This window comes from Microbacterium sp. GW821-FHT01D02, assembly GCF_059422585.1.
This window is the reverse complement of record NZ_JBWKXB010000001.1, coordinates 180,360-201,314: the sequence shown is the minus strand read 5'-3', so window position 1 is coordinate 201,314 and position 20,955 is coordinate 180,360. Positions and strand designations below refer to the sequence as shown.

General features: G+C 71.6%; 17 protein-coding genes. 4 read left to right on the top strand and 13 right to left on the bottom strand.

The features are described 5' to 3' along the window. The gene (locus tag AC07VM_RS00970) at positions 1-879 is read left to right on the top strand and encodes a TatD family hydrolase (RefSeq protein ID WP_494909626.1); all 879 of its coding nucleotides are present in this window, start codon (positions 1-3) and stop codon (positions 877-879) included. On the opposite strand, the gene AC07VM_RS00965 is transcribed toward AC07VM_RS00970, so the two are convergent. Next, positions 858-2,144 carry an MFS transporter gene (locus AC07VM_RS00965; RefSeq protein WP_494909625.1) on the bottom strand — a complete coding sequence of 429 codons (1,287 nt, stop codon included), beginning with the start codon at positions 2,142-2,144 and terminating at the stop codon, positions 858-860. The genes AC07VM_RS00970 and AC07VM_RS00965 overlap by 22 nt on opposite strands. 54 nt (positions 2,145-2,198) lie before the next feature. Here AC07VM_RS00965 and rsmA point away from each other — a divergent pair, with 54 nt between their 5' ends. Genes rsmA through AC07VM_RS00950 form a run of 3 tightly spaced genes read left to right on the top strand, consistent with a single transcriptional unit; the run spans position 2,199 to position 5,103 of the window. Next, complete coding sequence (rsmA, locus tag AC07VM_RS00960; protein ID WP_494909624.1) at positions 2,199-3,086, top strand: 16S rRNA (adenine(1518)-N(6)/adenine(1519)-N(6))-dimethyltransferase RsmA; 888 nt, start codon at positions 2,199-2,201, stop codon at positions 3,084-3,086. A gap of 9 nt (positions 3,087-3,095) precedes the next feature. Next, positions 3,096-4,163: an L-glyceraldehyde 3-phosphate reductase gene (gene mgrA, locus AC07VM_RS00955; protein WP_494909623.1), complete on the top strand. Its 1,068-nt coding sequence runs from the start codon at positions 3,096-3,098 to the stop codon at positions 4,161-4,163. Between the two features lie 7 nt (positions 4,164-4,170). Next, on the top strand, positions 4,171-5,103 hold the full coding sequence (locus AC07VM_RS00950; protein ID WP_494909622.1) for a 4-(cytidine 5'-diphospho)-2-C-methyl-D-erythritol kinase: 933 nt from the start codon (positions 4,171-4,173) through the stop codon (positions 5,101-5,103). A 39-nt stretch (positions 5,104-5,142) separates the two neighbouring features. Here AC07VM_RS00950 and AC07VM_RS00945 read toward each other — a convergent pair whose 3' ends face one another. The 12 genes from AC07VM_RS00945 to AC07VM_RS00890 form a co-directional block, all read right to left on the bottom strand. Next, positions 5,143-5,643 carry an RNA polymerase sigma factor gene (locus AC07VM_RS00945; RefSeq protein WP_267415339.1) on the bottom strand — a complete coding sequence of 167 codons (501 nt, stop codon included), beginning with the start codon at positions 5,641-5,643 and terminating at the stop codon, positions 5,143-5,145. After that, positions 5,640-6,266 (bottom strand): hypothetical protein, encoded by a 627-nt coding sequence (locus tag AC07VM_RS00940; RefSeq protein ID WP_494909621.1) that lies wholly within the window; start codon positions 6,264-6,266, stop codon positions 5,640-5,642. The genes AC07VM_RS00945 and AC07VM_RS00940 overlap by 4 nt, the downstream gene beginning before the upstream one ends. A gap of 91 nt (positions 6,267-6,357) precedes the next feature. Next, positions 6,358-6,819, bottom strand: coding sequence for an Lrp/AsnC family transcriptional regulator (locus AC07VM_RS00935; RefSeq protein WP_416383346.1), 462 nt, complete (start codon positions 6,817-6,819; stop codon positions 6,358-6,360). Positions 6,820-7,088: 269 nt separating this feature from the next. Then, on the bottom strand, positions 7,089-8,759 hold the full coding sequence (locus AC07VM_RS00930; RefSeq protein ID WP_494910738.1) for a helix-turn-helix domain-containing protein: 1,671 nt from the start codon (positions 8,757-8,759) through the stop codon (positions 7,089-7,091). A 125-nt stretch (positions 8,760-8,884) separates the two neighbouring features. After that, complete coding sequence (menC, locus tag AC07VM_RS00925) at positions 8,885-9,991, bottom strand: o-succinylbenzoate synthase (RefSeq protein ID WP_267415335.1); 1,107 nt, start codon at positions 9,989-9,991, stop codon at positions 8,885-8,887. Beyond that, on the bottom strand, positions 9,988-10,857 hold the full coding sequence (locus tag AC07VM_RS00920) for a GNAT family N-acetyltransferase (RefSeq protein WP_494909620.1): 870 nt from the start codon (positions 10,855-10,857) through the stop codon (positions 9,988-9,990). Before AC07VM_RS00920 ends, menC begins: the two co-directional genes overlap by 4 nt. After that, positions 10,854-11,987 (bottom strand): M20 family metallopeptidase, encoded by a 1,134-nt coding sequence (locus AC07VM_RS00915; RefSeq protein ID WP_494909619.1) that lies wholly within the window; start codon positions 11,985-11,987, stop codon positions 10,854-10,856. Before AC07VM_RS00915 ends, AC07VM_RS00920 begins: the two co-directional genes overlap by 4 nt. Continuing rightward, on the bottom strand, positions 11,987-15,319 hold the full coding sequence (locus tag AC07VM_RS00910) for a serine hydrolase (RefSeq protein ID WP_494909618.1): 3,333 nt from the start codon (positions 15,317-15,319) through the stop codon (positions 11,987-11,989). Before AC07VM_RS00910 ends, AC07VM_RS00915 begins: the two co-directional genes overlap by 1 nt. Positions 15,320-15,338: 19 nt before the next feature. Then, positions 15,339-16,382, bottom strand: coding sequence for an ABC transporter ATP-binding protein (locus AC07VM_RS00905; protein WP_494909617.1), 1,044 nt, complete (start codon positions 16,380-16,382; stop codon positions 15,339-15,341). Then, complete coding sequence (locus tag AC07VM_RS00900) at positions 16,379-18,310, bottom strand: dipeptide/oligopeptide/nickel ABC transporter permease/ATP-binding protein (protein ID WP_494909616.1); 1,932 nt, start codon at positions 18,308-18,310, stop codon at positions 16,379-16,381. The genes AC07VM_RS00905 and AC07VM_RS00900 overlap by 4 nt, the downstream gene beginning before the upstream one ends. Then, positions 18,307-19,305, bottom strand: a complete 999-nt coding sequence (locus tag AC07VM_RS00895; RefSeq protein ID WP_494909615.1) for an ABC transporter permease — start codon at positions 19,303-19,305, stop codon at positions 18,307-18,309. The genes AC07VM_RS00900 and AC07VM_RS00895 overlap by 4 nt, the downstream gene beginning before the upstream one ends. Before the next feature lie 20 nt (positions 19,306-19,325). Then, complete coding sequence (locus tag AC07VM_RS00890) at positions 19,326-20,921, bottom strand: ABC transporter substrate-binding protein (RefSeq protein ID WP_494909614.1); 1,596 nt, start codon at positions 20,919-20,921, stop codon at positions 19,326-19,328. Between the last annotated feature and the right edge of the window lie 34 nt (positions 20,922-20,955).

The window sequence follows — 20,955 nt, the reverse complement described above, 5'->3', positions numbered from 1 at the left end:
GTGGCCGAGACCTACGTGCGTGAGCGTTCGGGCGACGGACGCAAGGATCTGAAGTATCCACCCGCCCCCGAACCGCTCGCCGTTCCCGTGTACGACAACCACGCGCACCTGGAGATCGTCGACGGCGATGACCCGCTGTCGCTGACCGAGCAGCTCGACCGGGCCGAGGCCGTCGGCATCGCCGGCGTCGTCCAGGCCTCGGGCGACATCGAGTCGTCGCGGTGGGCGGTCGAGGCCGCGGCATCCGATCCTCGCGTGCTGGCCGCCGTCGCCATCCACCCGAACGACGCCCCGACGTACGCGGAGGAGGGCCGGCTGGACGAGGCTCTCGCGGTGATCGACGAGCTCGCCGCGCATCCGCGCACCCGGGCGATCGGCGAGACCGGGCTCGACTTCTTCCGCACCGAGCCCGACCGGCGGGGTCCGCAGTTCGCGTCGTTCGAGGCGCACATCGCGCTCGCCAAGAAGCACGGCATCGCGATGCAGATCCACGACCGTGACGCGCACGACGCGGTGCTGGAGACGCTGACCCGCGTCGGCGCCCCGGAGCGCACGGTGTTCCACTGCTTCTCGGGCGACGACGCGATGGCCCGCATCTGCGCCGATGCCGGCTACCATCTGTCCTTCGCCGGGAACGTCACGTTCAAGAACGCCCAGAACCTGCGCGATGCGCTCAAGGTCACCCCGCTCGATCGCCTCCTCGTCGAGACGGATGCGCCGTTCCTCACCCCGGTGCCACTGCGCGGGCGCCCGAACGCGCCCTATCTCGTGCCCATCACGGTGCGCTTCATGGCGGCCGAGCTCGGCATCGACGTCGGCGAGCTGTGCGCGCAGCTGGCCGAGAACACCCTGCGGGTCTACGGTTCGTTCGACGCCTGACTCTCGGGTTGCACGTCTTCCGGCCCGGTCTCGGCGACCGGCTTCGCCGACACGATCTGCGAGATCGGCTTCCACACCAGCAGCAGGGTGAGCGCCGCGCCCACGAAGGCGAACCACCACGGCGCGGTGAGCCCCCACACCTGGGCGATCACGCCGCCGAGCGCCTGCCCGATCACCATGCCGCCGAAGACCCCGACCATGTTCACGGACGCGACGCGCCCCTGCAGCTCGGCGGGGACGAGTCGCTGCCGCACGGTCGTGGAGATCGTGCCCCACACGAACGCGTAGGCGCCGAAGAAGAACATGATGACCAGGGCGACCCAGCCCGTGGTGGTGAGCGCGAACGACAGGTGCATGAGCACTTCGAGCGACAGGACGATGCGCATCAGCGTCGCGAACGACACGTGCCGCTCCAGCCAGCCGAAGCTGAACGTGGCGAGGATGCCGCCCGCCGCCGACGCCGTGGTGAGAGCCCCGTACCCGACGGCGCCCATGTGCAGGTGCTCGGTCGCATACAGGACGAGCACACCCCACGGCGCCGCCCAGGTCACGTTGAACACCAGGATGATGAGCACGAGCATCCGCACCGGCGGGTTGCGCCACAGCCAGCGGAGGCCCTCGGCGATGTCGGTGTGCACGGGCGCGTGCGCATCGGTCTCCCGAGGCGGGACGGGCGTCTTCGCCATGCGCGAGATCAGCACCACGGCGAAGCTCACGCACACGACCTCGAGCAGGAACGGCCAGGCGGTGCCGGCCGCGAACAGGAACGCGCCCAGGGGCGGACCGGCGAACTGGTTCGCCACCAGGTAGCCGGCCTGCAGGCGGGCGTTGCCGAGGCCGAGGTCGGCCGGCTTCACGAGCATCGGCAGCAGCGTGCTGCCCGCCGTGTCGACGAACACCTCCGCCGTGCCGTAGAGGAAGGCGACCGCGAGCACGATCCAGATGTTGGCGACGCCGGTCACGAGGAACACGCAGAGCGCGGTGAGGACGACGGCCCGCGCCGCGTTCGCGAACATGACGAGTCTCCGACGGTCGAACCGATCGGCGATCGCGCCCGCATGCAGTCCGAAGAGCAGCCAGGGGAGGAACTGCAGGATCGCGCCGGCGGCCACCAGGATCGGCGACGAGGTCATCGAGGCGATCAGCAGGGGAGCGGCCGCGAGTGCGACGCCGTCACCCACGTTGCTCGTCCACGACGACGCGAGCAGCCAGCGGAAGTCACGGCCCAGACGGCGGGGCGCGACGAGTTCACCGAGGGAGGGCACCAGAGAAGAATACTGACGGCGGGGGACATCGGAGGAGTGGGGGAGAATGGGGGGATGACCGTCACCCTGCTCGGCGCCACCGAGATCCGCCGCCTCGCCGCCGAGCTCGACGTCACCCCCACGAAGAAGCTCGGCCAGAACTTCGTCACGGACGCGAACACCGTCCGCAAGATCGTGCAGGCCGCCCGCGTGCAGCCGAGCGAGCGTGTGGTCGAGGTCGGTCCCGGGCTCGGTTCCCTGACCCTCGCGATCCTCGAGACCGGGGCGTCCGTCACCGCCGTCGAGATCGATCACCGACTCGCCGCCCGCCTGGCGCAGACCGCCGCGGAGCACGGCGTCGAGGCCGACCGGCTCACGGTCGTCGACGCGGATGCGCTGCGCATCACCGAGCTCCCGGGTGAGCCCACCGTGCTGGTGGCGAACCTGCCCTACAACGTCTCGGTGCCGGTGCTGCTGCACTTCCTGGAGAGCTTCGCGTACCTGCAGCGCGGCGTCGTGATGGTCCAGGCCGAGGTCGCCGAGCGGCTGGCCGCGAAGCCCGGCTCGAAGATCTACGGCTCGCCCAGCGTCAAGGCCGCCTGGTACGGGGAGTGGAAGCTCTCCGGCACCGTGTCCCGCCAGGTGTTCTGGCCGGTCCCGAACGTCGACAGCCTGCTCGTCGGCTTCGACCGCTCCGAGGGGGAGCGCGGCACGGAGGAGGAGCGGCGTCGCACCTTCCAGATCGTCGACGCGGCCTTCAACCAGCGCCGCAAGATGCTCCGTCAGGCGCTGTCCGGCATCTTCGGCAGCTCCGCCGCGGCCTCCGCGGTGCTGATCGCCGCCGGCGTCGCCCCGACCGCCCGGGGTGAGGACCTCACGGTCGATGACTACCAGCGCATCGCCCAGCACGCGGCCGTGGCCGCAGCCGCCGCACTCACCGACGACGTCGCTCCCACCCAGTAACCTGGCACCGTGACCGAGTCCCCCCGCTTCCGCCCCGATGTCCCCGAGCTGCACCGTCCGTATGCGGCGGACGAGAGCCGCTATCAGCAGTTCGCCTACCGCCAGGTCGGCACGTCCGGCCTCTACCTGCCCCCGATCTCGCTCGGGCTCTGGTGGAACTTCGGCGACAACATCCCGCTCGACAACCAGCGCGCACTGCTGCGCCACGCGTTCGACCGCGGCATCACCCACTTCGACCTGGCGAACAACTACGGCCCGCCCTACGGCTCGGCCGAGAAGAACTTCGGGCGCATCTTCGCCGAGGACCTCCGTCCGTACCGCGACGAGCTGATCATCTCGTCGAAGGCCGGCTGGGACATGTGGCCCGGCCCCTACGGCGACTTCGCGAGCCGCAAGTACATCCTCGCGAGCGCCGAGCAGTCGCTGACCCGGATGGGCCTCGACTACGTCGACATCTTCTACTCGCACCGGGTCGACCCGGTCACCCCGATCGCCGAGACGGTCGGCGCGCTGGACACGCTCGTGCGTCAGGGCAAGGCCCTCTACGTCGGCATCTCCTCCTACAGCGCCGAGCGCACCGCGGAGGCCGTGGCCGTCGCGAAGGATCTCGGCACGCCGCTCGTCATCCACCAGCCGGCCTACTCGATCCTGAACCGCTGGGTCGAGGACGGCCTGACCGACACCCTCGAGCAGTCCGGCCTGGGCGCGATCGCCTTCACCCCGCTGGCACAGGGCCTGCTGACCGACAAGTACCTCGGCGACGGCACGGCCGAGCGCGCGCAGAAGCGCGGCTCGCTGCCGGACGGCCGCCTCACGGATGAGGCCGTGCAGACCCTGCGTTCGCTGAACGAGGTCGCGCAGGGCCGCGGTCAGTCGCTGGCGCAGCTGGCCCTGCAGTGGACGCTGCGCAACCCCGTGGTCGCATCCGCGCTGATCGGGGCCTCGCGCCCGGAGCAGCTGGACGAGAACATCGCCGCCGTGAACGGTCCCGCCTTCACCTCCGAGGAGCTCGCCCGCATCGACGAGCTCGCGGGTGCCATCGACGTGAACCTGTGGGCGAAGTCGTCGGAGCTGTGACCCGATCATGAGCCATGCCGCGTTCACCGACTCCGTGCACGTGCGCGCTCCGGGGAAGATCAACGTCTTCCTCGGGGTCGGCGGGCGGCACGACGACGGCTATCACGCGCTGGCCACGGTCTTCCAGGCGGTGTCCCTCTACGAGGACGTGATCGCGCGCCCGGCCGACGACTTCTCCCTGACCGTCTCCGGGGTGGAGGACATCGGCTCGGTCCCGCTCGATGATCGCAACCTCGCGATGCGCGCGGCCAAGCTGCTCGCGGTGGCCGCCGACCACCGGGGCGGCGTCGCGCTCGAGATCCGCAAGAGCGTCCCTGTGGCGGGCGGCATGGGCGGAGGGTCGGCGGATGCCGCGGCCGCCCTGGTCGCCTGCGACGCGCTGTGGGGGACGGGCCTCTCGCCGGCGCGCCTGCACGACCTCGCCGCGCGTCTCGGCGCCGATGTGCCGTTCGCGCTGCACGGCGGTACGGCGGTCGGCACCGGCCGCGGGGATCAGCTCAACCCGGCGCTCGCGCGGGGGCGCTTCGACTGGATCCTCGTGCCCAGCGATCGGGGCCTGTCGACGCCCGTGGTCTACGAGCGCCTCGACCTGCTGCGTGAGGAGGAGGGCGCCCTCGCCGACGACCCGCCCCTGTCGCTCGACGTGCCGATCCCGGTGCTGCAGGCGCTCCGGTCGGGCGACCCGGTGCAGCTCGCGGAGACGCTGTTCAACGACCTGCAGGCCGCGGCCCTCTACGAGCGGCCCGACCTCGCCCAGACGATCGCCCAGGGCGTCGCTGCCGGCGCGCTCCAGGGCATCGTCTCCGGTTCCGGCCCCACGGTGGCGCTGCTGTGTCCCGACCCCGAGACGGCGCAGGACGTGCAGTCCTCGCTGCGGGAGATCGGACTCGACCCGCTGCACGTGCACGGTCCCGTCCCCGGCGCCCGCATCATCGGCTGACGCGGACGCCGTTTCGGCGGGATCCGGCCGTCGGCGCGCTCAGGCGAGCGCGCCGAGTGCCGCCCGCAACTCCTGCTTGGCGCGGGCGTAGCGCGAGCGGGCCGTCGCCGCGGGGACGCCGACGATCTCGGCGGCCTCCCCGATCCGGAACCCGTCCCAATGCACGAGCTGGACGATCTCCGCGAGCTCCGGGCGGAGGCGGCTGAGCGCGTCGCGCACCTCGTCGCCCTCGTCGGCCGCGGGGGTGTCCGACACCCGCGGCATGTGGGCACGGATCCGGTCGGCCAGGGCCGCGCGCCGACGCTCGCCCCGCGCGTGGTTCTGCAGCGTGCCTCGGGCGAGCCCGAACAGCCACATCCGCGTCTCGAGCGGATTCTCGGGCAGGTCGTCGACGCGGCGCCACGCGATCAGGAGCGTCTCGCCGAACAGGTCGGGAGCGTCGACGGGTCCGACGCGGCGCTGCAGATAGCGAAGGATGTCGCCGTTGGACTCCCGCAGCGCCGCGGTCAGGAGCTTCTGTGTGCGGATGGAGGCGTTCACGGGGTCACGGCCTCGCACAGCAGCTGAGCATCCGAGGTCCACCAGCCGTCGATCCCGGCCGCCGCCGAGAGCCGGTTCGCCGCCTCCCCCAGCACGACGTAGTGCGCGGTCGCGGACCAGTCGTCCTCGGTCGGCTCGACGCCCGGCTGCGGATCCTGCCACGAGCCGTCCGCGCCGAGCACCTGGATGATGGCATGCGGGTCGGAACGGATCTCGTCCGCACGTCGGTCGACGACCGCCGGGTCGATCGTGAGGGCACCGACGTCGGCGACGAACGCGTCCCAGTCGCCCTCCGGCTCCGTCTGCTCCAGGACGATGCGCGCCTCGCACTCGCGGCCGCTGGGCAGCGTGAAGGCATAGGCGACATCGGGATCCTGCGCCCACGGGAGCCAGTCGAATCCGCCGGCGGCGACGGCGGCTCCGGCCCCGCCGCAGAGCAGCACGGCGAGTCCCAGGCCCGCGGTCACCCGGGGGATGCGCCGCACGGGCCGACGCTCGGCGGCGACCTGTGCGCGTGCCAGCGCCGCGACGGCGTCCATGTCGCGGGTGAGGGCATCGTCGATGTGCACCGCATCGGGTGCGGTGCGCTCGAGAAGAAGATCCAGTCGGTCGGGGGTGTCCATGTCTCGCTCCTGTCGTGAAGGGCCGTCACAGGGGATATGTCCACCACGGCCGTCCGTGATGACGCCCCTGCCGTTTCGACGGGATCCGGCCTCACTCCGCGTTCAGGAGTGCGCTCACGCGGTAGGGGATCACCTCGCGCAGGAACAGGCTCGTCGAGGTGCGCAGGATGCCGGGGCACAGGCGCACCACCTCGGCGACGCGGTAGAGGTCGTCGGGGTCCTTCGCGACGACGCGCAGCAGCAGGTCGGTGTCGCCGGCCGGCGCGAAGCACTCCAGCACCTCGGGAACACGGCTGAGCGCATCGATCGCGGCGGTGATCTTGTGCTGATCGAGCTCGACGAGGATCGAGGCCGCGACGCCCCGGCCCAGTGCCTGCGGGAGGATGCGCGAGCTGTGCGCGCGCAGGTATCCGCCGGACTCGAGGCGGTCGAGGCGCGCGTGCACGGTACCGCGGGCGAGGCCCAGATCCTGGGCGATCAGCGCGACGGGTCGGCGGGGGTCGCCGTCGAGGACCGTGAGGATCCTCCGGTCGGTCTCGTCGAGGTTGGCCATTTCGATCACCATCGCCTTCTTCGTCTCACTCAGATTGATCGGATCGATCAATCGAAACTCACTCTATGGTCTGAATGACCTGTGCATGATGCAATGAGTATCAGATACGCAGGATGTCGGCCACGAGCGGGCATCACGCGCACTCGACGGAGAGGCCACGAGCCGCACGCGCCGGGTGCCGACGGCGACGGGCCACGAGCCTCAGCCGGCCCCGTCTCCTCAGCTGCCTCGTCGCCGAGGGGCGGGGCGGGCGCTGTCCGTCGTGGGCGTCAGTCGCCGGGGACGAGCAGGCGCAGCTGCACCATGGCCGAGAACCGCGCCTCCGGATCGGTGAGGTCGAGTCCGCTGATCTCCGACAGCCGGCGCAGGCGGTATCGGAACGTGTTGGGGTGGGTGTACACGCGTCCCGCCGCCACCGCCACGTCCCCGAACGCGTCGAGCCAGGCCCGCAGCGTCTCGACCAGGTGCGTGCCCCGCTCCCGGTCCTGTGCCAGCAGCTGCGCGACGGGACCGGTCGGCTGGTCGCCCCGCGCCCGGACGAGGTCGCCGAGCTCGACCAGCAGCGCCTCCATCTGCACCGCCGTGAACCGGGCGACGGGCTCCCGCCCCGGCGCCTGGCGGACCACACGGAGCGCACGGTCGGCGTTCGCCCGGGACGAGGGGATGCCGGCCGCGTCGTCCGCCACGGTGCCGACGCCGATGCGGATCTCGCTGGTCGCCCCGAGGCGGCCGAGGAAGTCGGTCGCGACACGCGCGGCACGGCTGTCGGCGTCGCTGTGCCCCGCTCCGGACTCGGCCTCGCCCTGCTCCGGACGGATGCCGACGACGGCGTACACGACGTTGCCGATCACGGCGACCGCGGAGCGCAGGTAGACGGCGCCGAGGTGCACGGCGAAGGCGTCGGCGATGCGCTGCCGCTCGGCGATGCCGCGAGCACCGGCGGAGGGCTCGTCGTCGCTGTCGTCCGCGGCGGACAGGGCGAGCACGACGCAGCGGTGGTCGCTCAGGCGCAGTCGGGCCGTGGCGTCCGCCGCCCCGGGCCCGCCCTCGAGGATCGTCGCGAGCAGGTCGGCCCGCAGGCGCCGCTCGACGTCGGCGCCGGCGCGCAGCCGCAGCATGTGCAGGGCCACCAGCCCGGCGGAGTCCTTCAGCGCGCGCACGCGGTCGGGGGAGAGGGGCTCCTGGACCGCGGCCCAGATCGACCCGAGGATCTCGTCGCCGGCGCGCACAGCCAGGGCGACGCGCGGGAAGGAGGGCAGTCCCTCGGTGTTGTGCACCGGACCGACGTCGATCGGATCCGCGCTGCGGTACAGCTCCTGGAAGACCCCGCGCTCCTCCAGCTGTCGGGCGAAGCGCTCGGGCACCTGTCGGCCGAGCACGGTCTCGATGCGCGCGGGATCGGCCTCGTGCTGCCGCCCGGAGAAGGCGACGACGCGGGAGTTGCGATCCTCGATCGTCACCGGTGCGTTCAGCAGGGTCGCGATGGCATTGGCGAGGGCGAACAGATCGCCCGAGGGCATGCCGCCGAGAGTCGTCGCCCCCTGCTCGCCGACATCGCCCTCCGCGATGAGCGACCGCAGCATCGCCGCCAGCTGCGCCCAGGACGCGCCGCGGGTCAGGGCGAGGACCGGGATGCCGGTGGCCTCGGCCGCGTCACGGAACGGCTGCTCGGTGCGCACGGGTGCGCGCAGCACGAGGGCGGTCGCCTGCTGGGCGGCGAGGGTGTGCAGGAGCTCGGCGATCTCGTCGGGATCGCTCAGCCCGACACCGAGCACGAGTGCCCCGCGCATCGGCATCGCGTCATCGAGCACGTCGTGGATGACGACCGTCTCGATCTCGGCGTCGTCGTCGGCCGCACCGCTCACCACCTCGAGCAGGGTGTTGCCGAGGTCTTCGATGACCCGGCCGAGGCTGGCGCGGGGCCTGGTCGTCACGGACATGAGCACAGGGCCCAGGCTAGGGCGCGACCGCCGGTGGGGGAGCTGTGGGGCACGACGAAATCGTATCGACTCTTGGTCGATCTCGACAGGATCATCGTGCCCCCGTGAGGGACGTCAGTCCGCGCTCAGAACGTGATCCACTCGGTGCGCACCGTGACGGCGTCGAGCGCGTCGGCATCCGGGGTCACGCCGATGCCCGGACCCGTCGGCACCGTGAGCGTGCCGTCCTCCACCACGAACGGTTCGGTGATGTCGCGGGCGTAGTAGCGCCCCGAGCCGGAGGTGTCGCCGGGGAGCGTGAAGCCGGGGAGAGCGGCCAGGGCGACGTTCGCCGCGCGTCCGATCCCGGTCTCCAGCATCCCGCCGCACCAGACCGGGATGTCGTTGGCGACGCACACGTCGTGGATGCGACGGGCTTCGAGGTACCCGCCGACGCGTCCCGGCTTGATGTTCACGATCGAGCACGCCCCCAGCGCGATGGCGTCGGCGGCGGCCCGGGCCGACACGATCGACTCATCCAGGCACACGGGTGTCGTGATGGCCTTCGCCAGCTGCGCGTGACCGAGCAGGTCCTCCTCGTCGAGCGGCTGCTCGATCAGGAGCAGGTCGAACGGGTCGAGCTTGGCGAGGTGTCGGGCGTCGCCGCGATGGTACGCGGTGTTCGCGTCGACCTGCAGCAGCACGTCGTCGCCGAAGCGTTCGCGCACGGCGCGCACGGGGTCGATGTCCCACCCCGGCTCGATCTTGAGCTTGATGCGCACGTACCCCTCGTCGAGGTAGCCGCCGACCGCGTCCAGCAGCTCGGGGATCGAGTCCATGATGCCGACCGAGACACCGCAGTCGACGCGGTCGCGCACGGCGCCGAGCTCACGCGAGAGCGGGACCCCCGCGGCGCGCAGCTCGGCGTCGAGCACAGCCAGCTCGACGGCGGCCTTCGACATGCGATGCCCCTTGAACTTCGCGAGGGCCGGAGCGACACCGGCGGCGTCGAGATCCTTCCCCTGCGCGAGCGCGGGCAGCAGGAACCGGGTGATGACGTCCACGCTCGCCTCGACGTACTCGGAGGAGTACAGCGGGTCGTTCATCGCGACGCCCTCGCCCCAGCCCTCGGCCTCGTCGGTGACGGCGCGCACGATCAGCGCCTCGCGCACGGTCTGCACGCCGAACGACGTGCGGAACGGCGACACCAGCGGCATCTCGATCACACGCAGTTCGAATCCGGTGAGCTTCATCCCTGTTCTCCTCTGTCGATGGTGTACGCGCCGGAGCGGTCGAAGGAGAGCACGCGCCCTCCGCCCTCCAGCGCGGATCCGAGTGTCTCCCGCAGCGCCAGGCGCCACGCGGTCGCCCGGGCGGGCTCGGCGAGGCGCAGGGACTCGATGTCCCGCGGCAGCGCCACCCGCACGAGTCGGGCGTCGGTGCGGTGCCGGAGCGGCCCGAGGTCCTCGCCCACGCTGAGCAGGGGTGCGGCGTCGTGTTCGCCCGCGGATACCGGTTCCCCGTGGCAGGCGGCGACGACGCGCGGATCCCGCACGTACCAGGTCACCAGCATCCGATCGGTGTCGTCCGCGCCGTTGAGCGCATCGGCCATGTGCCCGTAGAAGTTGCGGTGGTACGACGTCGGCGTCGCGGCCAGCTTCACGAGGTTGAAATGGGCATTGCGGCTGATCAGCGGATCGAACGTCCACGAGATCTCGTCGAGTCCCTCCTCCAGCGCCCAGGCACGCTGGTGCACCTTGAGCGCGAAGCCGACGCTGCGACCGCGCATCCGCGCCGAGACACCGGCGATGTGGCTGTGCAGGGCGCGCTGATCCGGAGCCGCGAAGAATCCGAAGCAGGCCCCGACCAGCTCGTCGTGCTCGAACGCGCCGCCCACGTAGCTTCCGGCTTTCGACAGGGCGCGCAGCGTCTCGACGTTCACGGGGGAGGCCTCGCCCTGCTTGGTCCAGATGCTCTGGAACAGGTCGGCGACGCGGGTGAACTCGTCCACGTCGCCGAGCAGGCGGATCTCGACCCCGGCTCGGCAGGCGGCGGCGCTCGCGGCGTCGGCGGCCTCCTCCGGCGAGGCGCTGTACGCCGTGGCATCCGTCATGCTCATGCCCTTCCTCCGGCCGATGTTCCGTGTCCGGTCAGTGCCCCGGCGACTAGTTCCTGCAGCAGCAGGAGGCGCTCCGGGATCATCGCGACGAGCACATGCTCGTCGTCGGCGTGCGCCCCGCCCCCCACGGCGCCCAGGCCGTCGAGGGTCGGCACGCCGAGACCCGCGGTGAAGTTGCCGTCCGACGCCCCGCCGACCGCGACACCGTCGAACGGCGTCAGACCGGCCTTCTCCGCGATCGCGACGGCCTGCGCGAACAGTCCCGCCGACGACTCGGGCTCCATCGGGCGGCGGTTGGGGCCGCCCTCGACGCGCACGTCTGCTCCGGGCAGCGTCACCGGGAGTGCGCGCAGCGCGGCATCCACCCGGTCCTGCTCCGCGACGGTGCGCACCCGCACATCGACCGCGAACTCGGCGGCGGCGGGCACGGTGTTCGTGGTGCTGCCGGCGCGCACGAGCGTCGGCGTGACGCTGGTCCCCGCGGACGCGTCACCGAGTTCGGCGACCGCCAGGAGCAGGTGCGCGGCCTCCACCGCGGCGTTCACACCGCGCTCCGGCTCCAGTCCCGCATGGGCGGCGAGCCCCACGACGTGCACACGATAGAGCGAGACGCCTTTGCGCGCGATCTTGACGGCACCGCCCTCGGCCGCGGCCTCCAGCACGAACACGGCGGCGCAGCCGTGTGCCTCCCGCTCGATCAGCGCGCGAGAGCTGGGGGAGCCGAGTTCCTCGTCGCCGGTGATCAGGATGCTGACGCCCGTGCGGTCCGGCAGCGACGCCACGGCGTGCAGGGCCATCACCACCCCGGTCTTCATGTCGAAGCACCCGGGACCGCGGAGCACGCCGTCCTCGATACGGAACGGGAGCCGCGGCAGCGAACCGAGCGGCCACACCGTGTCGTGGTGACCGAGCAGCAGCACGGTCGGCTCGCCGAACCGCCAGCGCAGGTGGGTGCGGCCGTCGATCACGATGCGCTCCGGCGCGACGCCCAGCAGGCGCTCACCGAGGGCGGCGACGACCTCCGCGCTGCGGGCGACGGCGTCGAGGTCGTCGGAGGGCGACTCGCAGGAGACGAGGGTCTCGATGTCGGCGAGGATCAGATCGAGATCCACGTCCGCCTGCACGGTCATCAGGACACCTTCGGCGCCGCGCGGACGCCGTGGTGCAGATAGCGCTCGCCGCCGGGCAGGGAGTAGAAGACCACGGCGTGCCAGGCCTGCTCGCCCTCCGGACGCATCACGAACTCACCGGGACGCACGGGCACCAGCGGATGCTCCTGCACCGGGTCGGGGAGCATGGCGGCGAGCGGTCCGTTCAGGGTCGTGCGCATGCGCAGCCCGTCCTCGTCGCGGAAGATCTCGGTGCGCACGCCCGAGCGGTCGTAGACGCCCTCGAACTCGGAGAAGTCATCGGTGAACGGCTCCTCGGGCGGAGTGAGGCCGGCCGGCAGCTCCAGCGCCGCCAGCTCGCGGAAGATCTCCCCGAACAGCTCGACGTAGAGATCGTGGGTGTTGCCGCCGTTGGTCAGCAGCGTCACCGCGAGGCCCTCCTCGGGGAGGATGCGCAGGAACGACGCCTGCCCGATCGTGTTCCCGTCGTGCCCGATGAGGCGGTGGCCGTCCCAGTCGAACAGGATCCAGCCCACGCCCCACGCGTCTCCGAGCGTGTACGGGTCGGGCATGTCCACCTCACGCTCCTGCATCCGGGCCACGGCGGCCTCGGACAGCACACGCGTCCCATCGGCGGCCAGTCCGCCTGCCAGGTGCATGCGGGCGAAGGCGAGCACGTCGGCGGCGGTGGAGTTGATGAGTCCGGCCGGGCCCATCGATCGCGGGAGCATCCAGGCGGGTGCGAGGTGCGGACCATCGTCGTCGACCACGGTGTGCCCGCTGGCCGCCCGGAACATGATCGCCTCCTCCGGGAGGGTCGAGGAGTGAGTGAGTCCGAGGGGCGTGAACACGAGGTCGCGCATGGCCTGATCCCAGGTCGTTCCGGTGACCTTCTCGATCACGCGCCCGGCCAGCGAGAATCCGGAGTTGCAGTACGACATCGTCGCACCGAGCGGGTGGTTCTGCGCGACGCCGTCCAGGAGCGCGACGTATTTCTCGAGTGTCTCGTCGCCGCGGCCGGTGTCGGTGAAGACGTCGCCGTCGATCCCACTGGTGTGATTCAGGAGGTGACGCAGCGTCACGGTCCGGGTGATCTCCGGGTCGGAGGACGAGAACTCCGGCACGTATGAGACGACCGGGGCATCGAGGTCGAGGACACCCTGATCGACGAGGCGCATGATCGCGGTCGTCGTCCACACCTTGCCCATCGAGCCGATCTGGAACACCGAGTCGTCGGTGGTCTCGATGCCCGTGCGGACGTTGAGTATGCCGTGATGCGCATATACCGGTTCCTCGCCGAGGCGGAGGATGCCGAGGGTCGCGCCCGGGACCTTGTGCGCCTCGGCCAGGGCGCTCAGTCGCTGCTGCCAGTGCCGCGCGTCGAGGCGGGCGCGCACCGGCTTCCCGGCCGGCGGGGCGTACTGCTCGACCCAGTCGATCACGCGCTGCGAGTAGTCGGCGCGGTGCGACGGAGGGCCGGAGAGCAGGAACAGGTGCGAGCCACCGGGATACAGGACCAGACGCGTGGGCACGTCGCGCTCGCGCAGCGCCGTGAACCACTGCTCGGCCTGACCGACGGGGCAGCGCTCATCCGCCGCACCCTGCAGGATCAGCGTCGGGGTGGTGACCCGGTCGACCCGGGTGAACGGCGACTGCGCCGAGATGCGCTCCGCATCGCGCCAGGGAAGTCCGCCGTTCTCCTTCGCCGAGAGGTAGTGCCCGAAGTCGGAGGTACCGCCCATCGAGAGGAGATCGGTGACCACGCCTCCGCCCACGGCCGCGGCGAAGCGGTCGTCGCGCGAGGTGAGGAAGCAGGTCATGAATCCGCCGTAGCTGTAGCCGGTGACGGTCAGCCGCGTCGGGTCGGCGATGCCCTCGGCCACGAGCTGATCGAGCGGCTCGAGGAAGTCGTTCGCGTCGTTGACGCCCCAGCCGCCGGACACGGCGGAGAAGAACGCGTCGCCGTAGCCGTCGCTGCCCCGGGGGTTCAGGGTGAGGATCGCCCAGCCGCGGCGCGCGAGCACCTGGTGGTACGGGTGAATGAGGTCGGCGGCGCCGTTCCAGGAGTTGTGCGGACCGCCGTGGATGTCGAGCAGCAGGGGCAGCGGGCCCGTGGCGGCCGGGTCGCGGCGCAGCCATCCCGTGACGACGGTGCCGTCCGAGATCGTGAAGCGACGCTCCTCGGCGACGACGAGGTCGAGGTCGGGTGTGCCGTGGTCGGTGAGGACCCGTGTCGTGCCGTCGGCGAGGTCGAGGAACGCGACATCACCGAACGACTCCGGTGTCGCGAGCACGATGGCGGCGGAGGAGGCCGTCACCGACAGCCCCGACACGTTCGCGGTGCCGTCCACGAGCGCCGTGGCGCCCGTGCCGTCCTGTGCCACGCGGTACACGTGCGTGTACCCGTTGTCGCGGAGGCAGAACACGAGGTCCCCGCCGGCCGTGAACTGCGGCATGCCACCGGGATAGCCGGGACCGCCCGGCATGACGTTGCGGTCGAGGCTCCCCGTGATGCTGCGCGGTTCGCCGCCGTCGACCGGGAACAGCAGGATGTCGGCGTTGCCGATCTCCGTGTCGAGGCGCCCGGCTGCGACGACATGGCGGCCGTCCGGCGTCCAGCCCACGGCCGTCGCCTGCACGTCGGCGGCGCTCACCCGCACGGCCTCGCTGTTCGGGTCGGTGGAGGAGCGCACGAACACGGGGATCCGCAGGGTCAGGTCCGCGTCGTCCTCGACGCTCGTGGAATAGGCCAGGAGTGTGCCGTCCGGCGACCAGAACGGGTCGGAGGCGTGGGAGCGCCCGTGGGTGAGCGCCGTGACCTTCCCGGAGGCGACGTCGAGCACATGCAGCTGCTGCACGAGCGTTCCGAGGTTGCCCGCGCCGTCCGCCTTGTAGCCCAGGCGGTCGGTGCTGGCCGGCGCCGAGCGTCGGGCGAGGATGGTCTCCGCGCTCTCGCCGGGAAGCGCCGCGCTGTCGACCGGGGCTGTGAAGGCGATGCGCTCGCCGTCGGGGCTCCAGGCCGGAGCGCCCGCGCCGAGCGGAAGGGTCGTGAGACCGCGCGCCTCGCCGCCCGCCGCCGGGAGGAGCCAGATCTGCGCGGGGCCGTCCTGCGCACGCAGGAACGCCAGCTGGGTGCCGTCGGGGCTCCACGCCGGGGTGGAGTCGGCCGTCGCGTGCGTGAGCGGGGCGGGGTCGCCGCCGGTGGTCGGCACCTGCCACAGGGCGCGCGTGTCCCGGTCGCCGTCGCGATCCGTCGTCCGCAGCACGAAGGCGATGCGGGCGCCGTCCGGTGACAGTGCCGGTTGCTCGGGGGTGCGGACGGCGAGCAGCTCGTCGACGGTGACGCGGTTCATGGGAGCTCCAATCGGATGGTCAGTTCACTGTGTCCGCTGAGAGCGGGGTCGGTGTTGTGGGCGCGGCCGAAACCAGGGGGATGCTTTGGGAGACGGGCACAGTCCCGATCGGCGCATCGGCCGGCCGTCCCGCGAAATGACAGGCCGCGCCCGCTGCGCCCGTGGGCAGCGGAGGCTCCGCGATCACGCAGAGCTGCCGGTCGGGGCGAGCCGCCGGACCGATCGGGCACCGCGGGTGGAAGCGGCATCCGCTCGGCGGCGCATGCGGATCGGCGGGCTCCACGTCGACGGGGGCGAGCGGGTCGACCGCCAGCAGGTTCCCGTGCCGGGTCGGCGCCGCCTGGAGCAGGTCCCGCGTGTAGGGGTGCTGCGGGTCGGCGAGCACCTGCTCGGTCGGACCGAACTCGACGATGCGGCCGAGGTACATCACGGCGATGTGGTCGCTCAGGTAGCGCACGACCGAGAGGTTGTGCGAGATGAACAGCATCGTGAGGTCGAGCTCGCCGCGCAGCTCTCGCACGAGATTGAGCACCGAGCCCTGCACCGAGACGTCGAGCGCGGAGGTGATCTCGTCCGCGATCACGACCTCGGGGCGGGCAGCGAGGGCCCGGGCCAGGGCGATGCGCTGACGCTGTCCGCCCGAGAGCGCCGCCGGGAGCGACTGCGCACGGTCGGCGTCGAGGCTCACCAGGTCGAGCAGACGGGCGACCTCGGCACGGCGAGCCGTCGCACCGCGGATGCCGCGCGGGAGCGCCTCGGCGATGGATTCGCCGATCGTCATGCGCGGATCGAGCGAGGAGAACGGGTCCTGGAACACCATCTGGATGGGGCGTCGGCGGCGGAAGCTGCGCACGTCCACGCCGTCGAGGGTGATCGAGCCCTCGCTGATGGGCGCGAGGCCGATCGCCGCGCGGGCGAGCGTGGATTTACCGGAACCCGACTCTCCCACGAGTCCCACGACCGATCCCGACGGGACCGTGAGGCTCACGTCGTCGACGGCCGTGAGACCTGCGCGGTGCGTGCCGTAACGCACGCTGACCCGGTCGAAGCGCAGTTCGCTCATCGCCGCACCGTCTCTTCCTCTTCGGCAGCCGTGGCGATGGTCACCGGCACCGCCGCCTCGCCGCTGACCGGATGCCAGCACGCGACCCGGTGGCCTTCGGCATCCGCCACGAGCTCGGGATCGGTCTCGCGGCAGAGCTGGGTGGCGAGCGGACAGCGGGCGGCGTACGCGCAGCCCGCGGGGAACGCGCCCGGTGCCGGGGGACGGCCCGGGATCATCTTCAGCGGCTCGCTGCGGTCGGCGTCGAGCTCGGGCACGACCTCGAGCAGGGCGCGGGTGTACGGGTGCCGGGCGCCGGTGTGGAGGGTCGCTGCGGGCAGGTCCTCGACGATCCGCCCCGCGTACATGACCAGCACCCGGTCGCAGGTCTGCGCGACCACGGCGATGTCGTGGCTGATGAGCAGGATCGCGGCGTCGGTGTCACGGCGCACCCCGGCCAGCAGCTGCAGCACCTGCCGCTGCACGGTCACGTCGAGAGCCGTGGTGGGCTCGTCCGCGATGATGAGGCGCGGATGGTTCATGAGCCCCATGGCGATCATCGCCCGCTGCCGCATGCCGCCGGAGAACTCGTGCGGGTACTGGCGGGCCCGTCGTGCCGCGGCGGGCACCCGCACCGACTGCAGGCGTTCGATCGCCCGGTCCATCGCCTGCTTCCGCGTGACGTCCTGGTGCTCGGACGCGGCCTCGGCGAGCTGCGAGCCGATCCTCCTGGTCGGGTTGAAAGAGGTCATCGGGTCCTGGAAGACCATGGCGAGCGAGGTGCCGAGCAGGCTCCGCACCGCGCGGTCGGACGTGGTCAGCAGCGGGGTGCCGCAGAAGTCCAGGCGTGCCGCGGCCACGTGGCCCGGGCGCTCGATGAGTCGGGCGGCGGCCAGGGCGGTGAGGCTCTTGCCGGATCCCGATTCGCCGACCACGCCGATCGCCTCTCCGCGGGACACCGTGAACGAGACGCCGCGCACCGGGGTGACCCATCCGCCGGGGGTCGGGAACGAGACGCGCAGGTCGTCGACGAGGAGCACCGGGGCCTCGTCGTCGGCCGACACGGGCTGGGCAGCGCCGGGCAGGGCGATCGCCGGCAGGCGGTGGCGACGGCGGCCGGATCGTCCACCGAGGGCGGCTGCGGCGGTCTCACCGAGCAGGTTGAAGGCAAGCCCCGCGATCACCACGGCCACGGCCGGGCCGACGGCGGCGGCCGGATTCAGGTAGATGCGGTTCAGGCCCTCGCCGAGCAGACGGCCCCAGTCGTACTCGGGCACCTGCACGCCGAGGCCGAGGAACGACAGGCCAGCGAAGGCGAGGAGTGCGGAGCCCGCGGCCACGGTGGCGTTCACGATGAGGGGCTCGCCGACGTTCGGGAGGATGTGCCGGATCAGGATGCGGAACCGCGAGACCCCGGCGACCCGGGCCGCGTCGATGAAGTCGCGTCCGGCGATCGCGGCCGACAGGGTCTGCGTCAGCCGGGCGAACTGCGGCGCCATCGCGAAGCCGATCGCGAGCACGGCGCCGGTGGACCCGACACCGAAGATGACCGCGAAGAACAGCGCGAGCAGGAGCCCGGGGAACGCCACCGCGATGTTCACGAAGCCGACGATGGGCCGTCCGAGCCAGCGTGGGAGCACCGACGGCGCCGTGCCGAGCAGGGTGCCTGCGACCACGCCGATGATCACGGCGATCACGGCGAGGACCACGGACAGCCGGGTGGCGACCAGGACGCGGGCAAGGACGTCGCGACCGAGGGCGTCGGTGCCCAGGAGGTGCGCGGCGCTCGGCCCCTGCGAGATCGCGGCCGGATTCACGAGCTCGGCCTGCGCGCCCCAGGTGACCGGGGCGAAGATCGCGGCGAGGGTGACGAGCGTCATGAGACAGAGCGCCGTGATCCCGAGCGGGGACCGGACGATGCCCGACCAGGCCGTACGTGCCGACATCATGCCTCCCGGATGGTGGATCGAGGGTCGAGGAGGGCGAGGATCACGTCGATCGCGAGGTTCACGACGAGCACCGCGACCCCGTAGACGAGGACGATGCCCTGCACGACCGAGTAGTCCTTGGTCAGGATCGACTGCACGATCATGGTGCCCAGGCCCGGCCAGGCGAACACGTTCTCGACCAGCACCGTGCCGGCGACCATGCCCGTCAGGAGCAGACCGGTGAGCGTGAGCGTCGCCGTCATGGCGTTCGGCAGCGCGTGGCGGGTGTAGATCCGGCGCGGCGCGAGGCGCTTGGCCCGGGCGGTGCGGATGAAGTCCTGCCCCAGCACCGACAGCACCTCGACCCGGATGATGCGCGAGAACACCGCGATCGGTCCGACGGCGAGCGCCACCACCGGCAGGACGAGGGAGAACGGCGCGGTGTTGCCTGCCACGGGGAACCAGCCCAGCGAGACGGCGAACACGGAGACGAGTCCGACGGCGAGGAGGAACTCGGGGATCGCGGCGAGGATCACGGATCCGGTGGCGAACCCCAGCTCGAGGCCCCGTCGCCGTCCGCCGCGCGTGGCGACGGCCATCGTCACGCCGAGCGGGATGGAGACCAGCAGGACCAGCAGGACGGCCAGCAGCGCGAGCTGCAGGGTCGCGGGGAGCCGGGTCGCGATGATCTCGGAGACCGGTTGGCCGGTGATCATCGAGGTGCCCATGTCGCCGGTGAACAGACCGCCGACGTCCTGCAGATACTGCGCGAGGAGGGGCTGATCGAGCCCGAGGGCGATCCGACGCGATTCGACGAGCTCGACCGGCGCATTCATGCCGAGCGCCGCCCGTACCGGGTCGCCCGGCACCAGGTGGATCATGAGGAAGGCAGCCGTGACCAGCACCCACACCGAGAGCAGGAACTGCCCTCCACGACGGACCAGGAAGGACACCCAGGGGTTGTCCGACCGTGCGGATCTGATCAGTATCGCCTGCGTGGCGGTGGTGCTGGCCATCGGCTGCCTCCGGTCTTCGACTAGTCGTACATCCGGATCGAGGCGGGGTCGATCCCGTCGCCCTCGGTGAAGGTCGCCTTGTTGCCGAACGTCGTGAGGACGTTGTTGACGTAGGGGACGACCGAGACCGAGGTGAACAGGGCCTCCTCCGCGGCGTTCCAGTCCGCGCATCCGTCGGTGCCCGGTTTCGACGCCGCCGCTGTGACCGCGGCGGTGTAGGCGTCATCGGTGACGGACGCGAAGTTCGATCCGTTCGGCGGTGTGGGTCCGGAGTAGAACGGCACGAGCATGCTGGGCAGGGAGACGCCGAGCGGTGCGGCCGAGATGTCCCAGTCGCCCGTGGCGAACAGGGCCTCGCTCAGGGCGGGGGAGTCGAGCGTCTTCACGGTCGCGGAGACGCCGAGCGCCTTCCAGGTCGACTGCATGAGCTCCGCGGCCGCGCTGCCGCCGTTGCCGAGCGTGGTCGGGGTCACGAGCGTGAGCTCCATCGCGACGTCGTCCTTCTCGCGGATCCCGTCGGAGCCGACCTTCCAACCGGCGTCGTCGAGACTCGCCGCTGCGGCCTTCGCGTCGAACTCCGGGAGGAGTCCGTCGACGACGTCGGCCTGGCACGGGTTCGGTGCGATGGTCACGAGGCTCTTCGCCTCGGTGCCCTCGCCGCTCGTGAGCACCTGCCCGAGCTGGTCGAGGTCGAGCGCTTGGGTGAGTGCCTCGCGGACGGCCTGGTCGGCCGTCGGGCGACCGTCGCCCTGGTTGAAGAACAGCTGACCGGCGGCCAGGGGCAGCTCCGTGGAGAAGAGGCCGGCGTCGCGGAGCCGCTGCCGGTCGGGGCCGAGGACGAGTGCCGCGTTCACCTCGCCGGACAGCACCAGGTTCGCCGCGGTGGTCTCGTTCGGGATCACGCGGTAGACGACCTTGGCCGGCAGGCCCGGCTGCTCGGGATCCCAGTCCCCGGGTCCCCAGGTGACGTCGTCGCGTCGGGTCAGCGTGTACTGGCTGTTCGGCGCGATCTCGGTGAGGGTGAACATCCCCGTCGCGCCCTTGCCTGCCGCGCGCGCGTCCGCATCGTCCACGACCGTGCCGCAGACGATCGAGATGCTGCCGATGTTCTGCAGCAGGAACGCGTCCGGCCTGCCGCTCGTGACGGTGACGGTTCCGGCGTCGTCGTCGCCGACGGCCGTCGTGCCCGGCTGCACCTGCAGGCCGGCCAGGGGCGAGGCGTTGGCCGGGTCGCCGATGAAGGTGATGTTGGCGGCGACGTCGGATGCGGTGAGCGGCGAGCCGTCCTCGCAGGTCAGCCCGTCGCGCAGGGTGAAGGTGGCCGTCGCGGTGTCGGCCTCCCAGCTGGTCGCGAGGCCGGAGAGCACCTCGCCGTCGTTCTGCACCTCCACGAGGCGACCGTACAGGTAGCGGTCGATCTGTCGGGCCGAGCCCATGACCGTGGTGAACGGGTCGAGCGTGCCCGGGTCGGTCGCCGTCACGGCGGTGAAGGTCTTGCCGTCGGCGAGGACGCCTTCGGCGCCGTCCTTGCCTCCGGGAGGGGCGCCGGCCGCGCAGGATGTCAGGGCGAGCGCCGCAGCGCCCAGCAGCGCGATCAGCGGGGTACGAGAACGCATCAGAAGCCTCCAGCAGTGTTCGGGATGGTGCAGG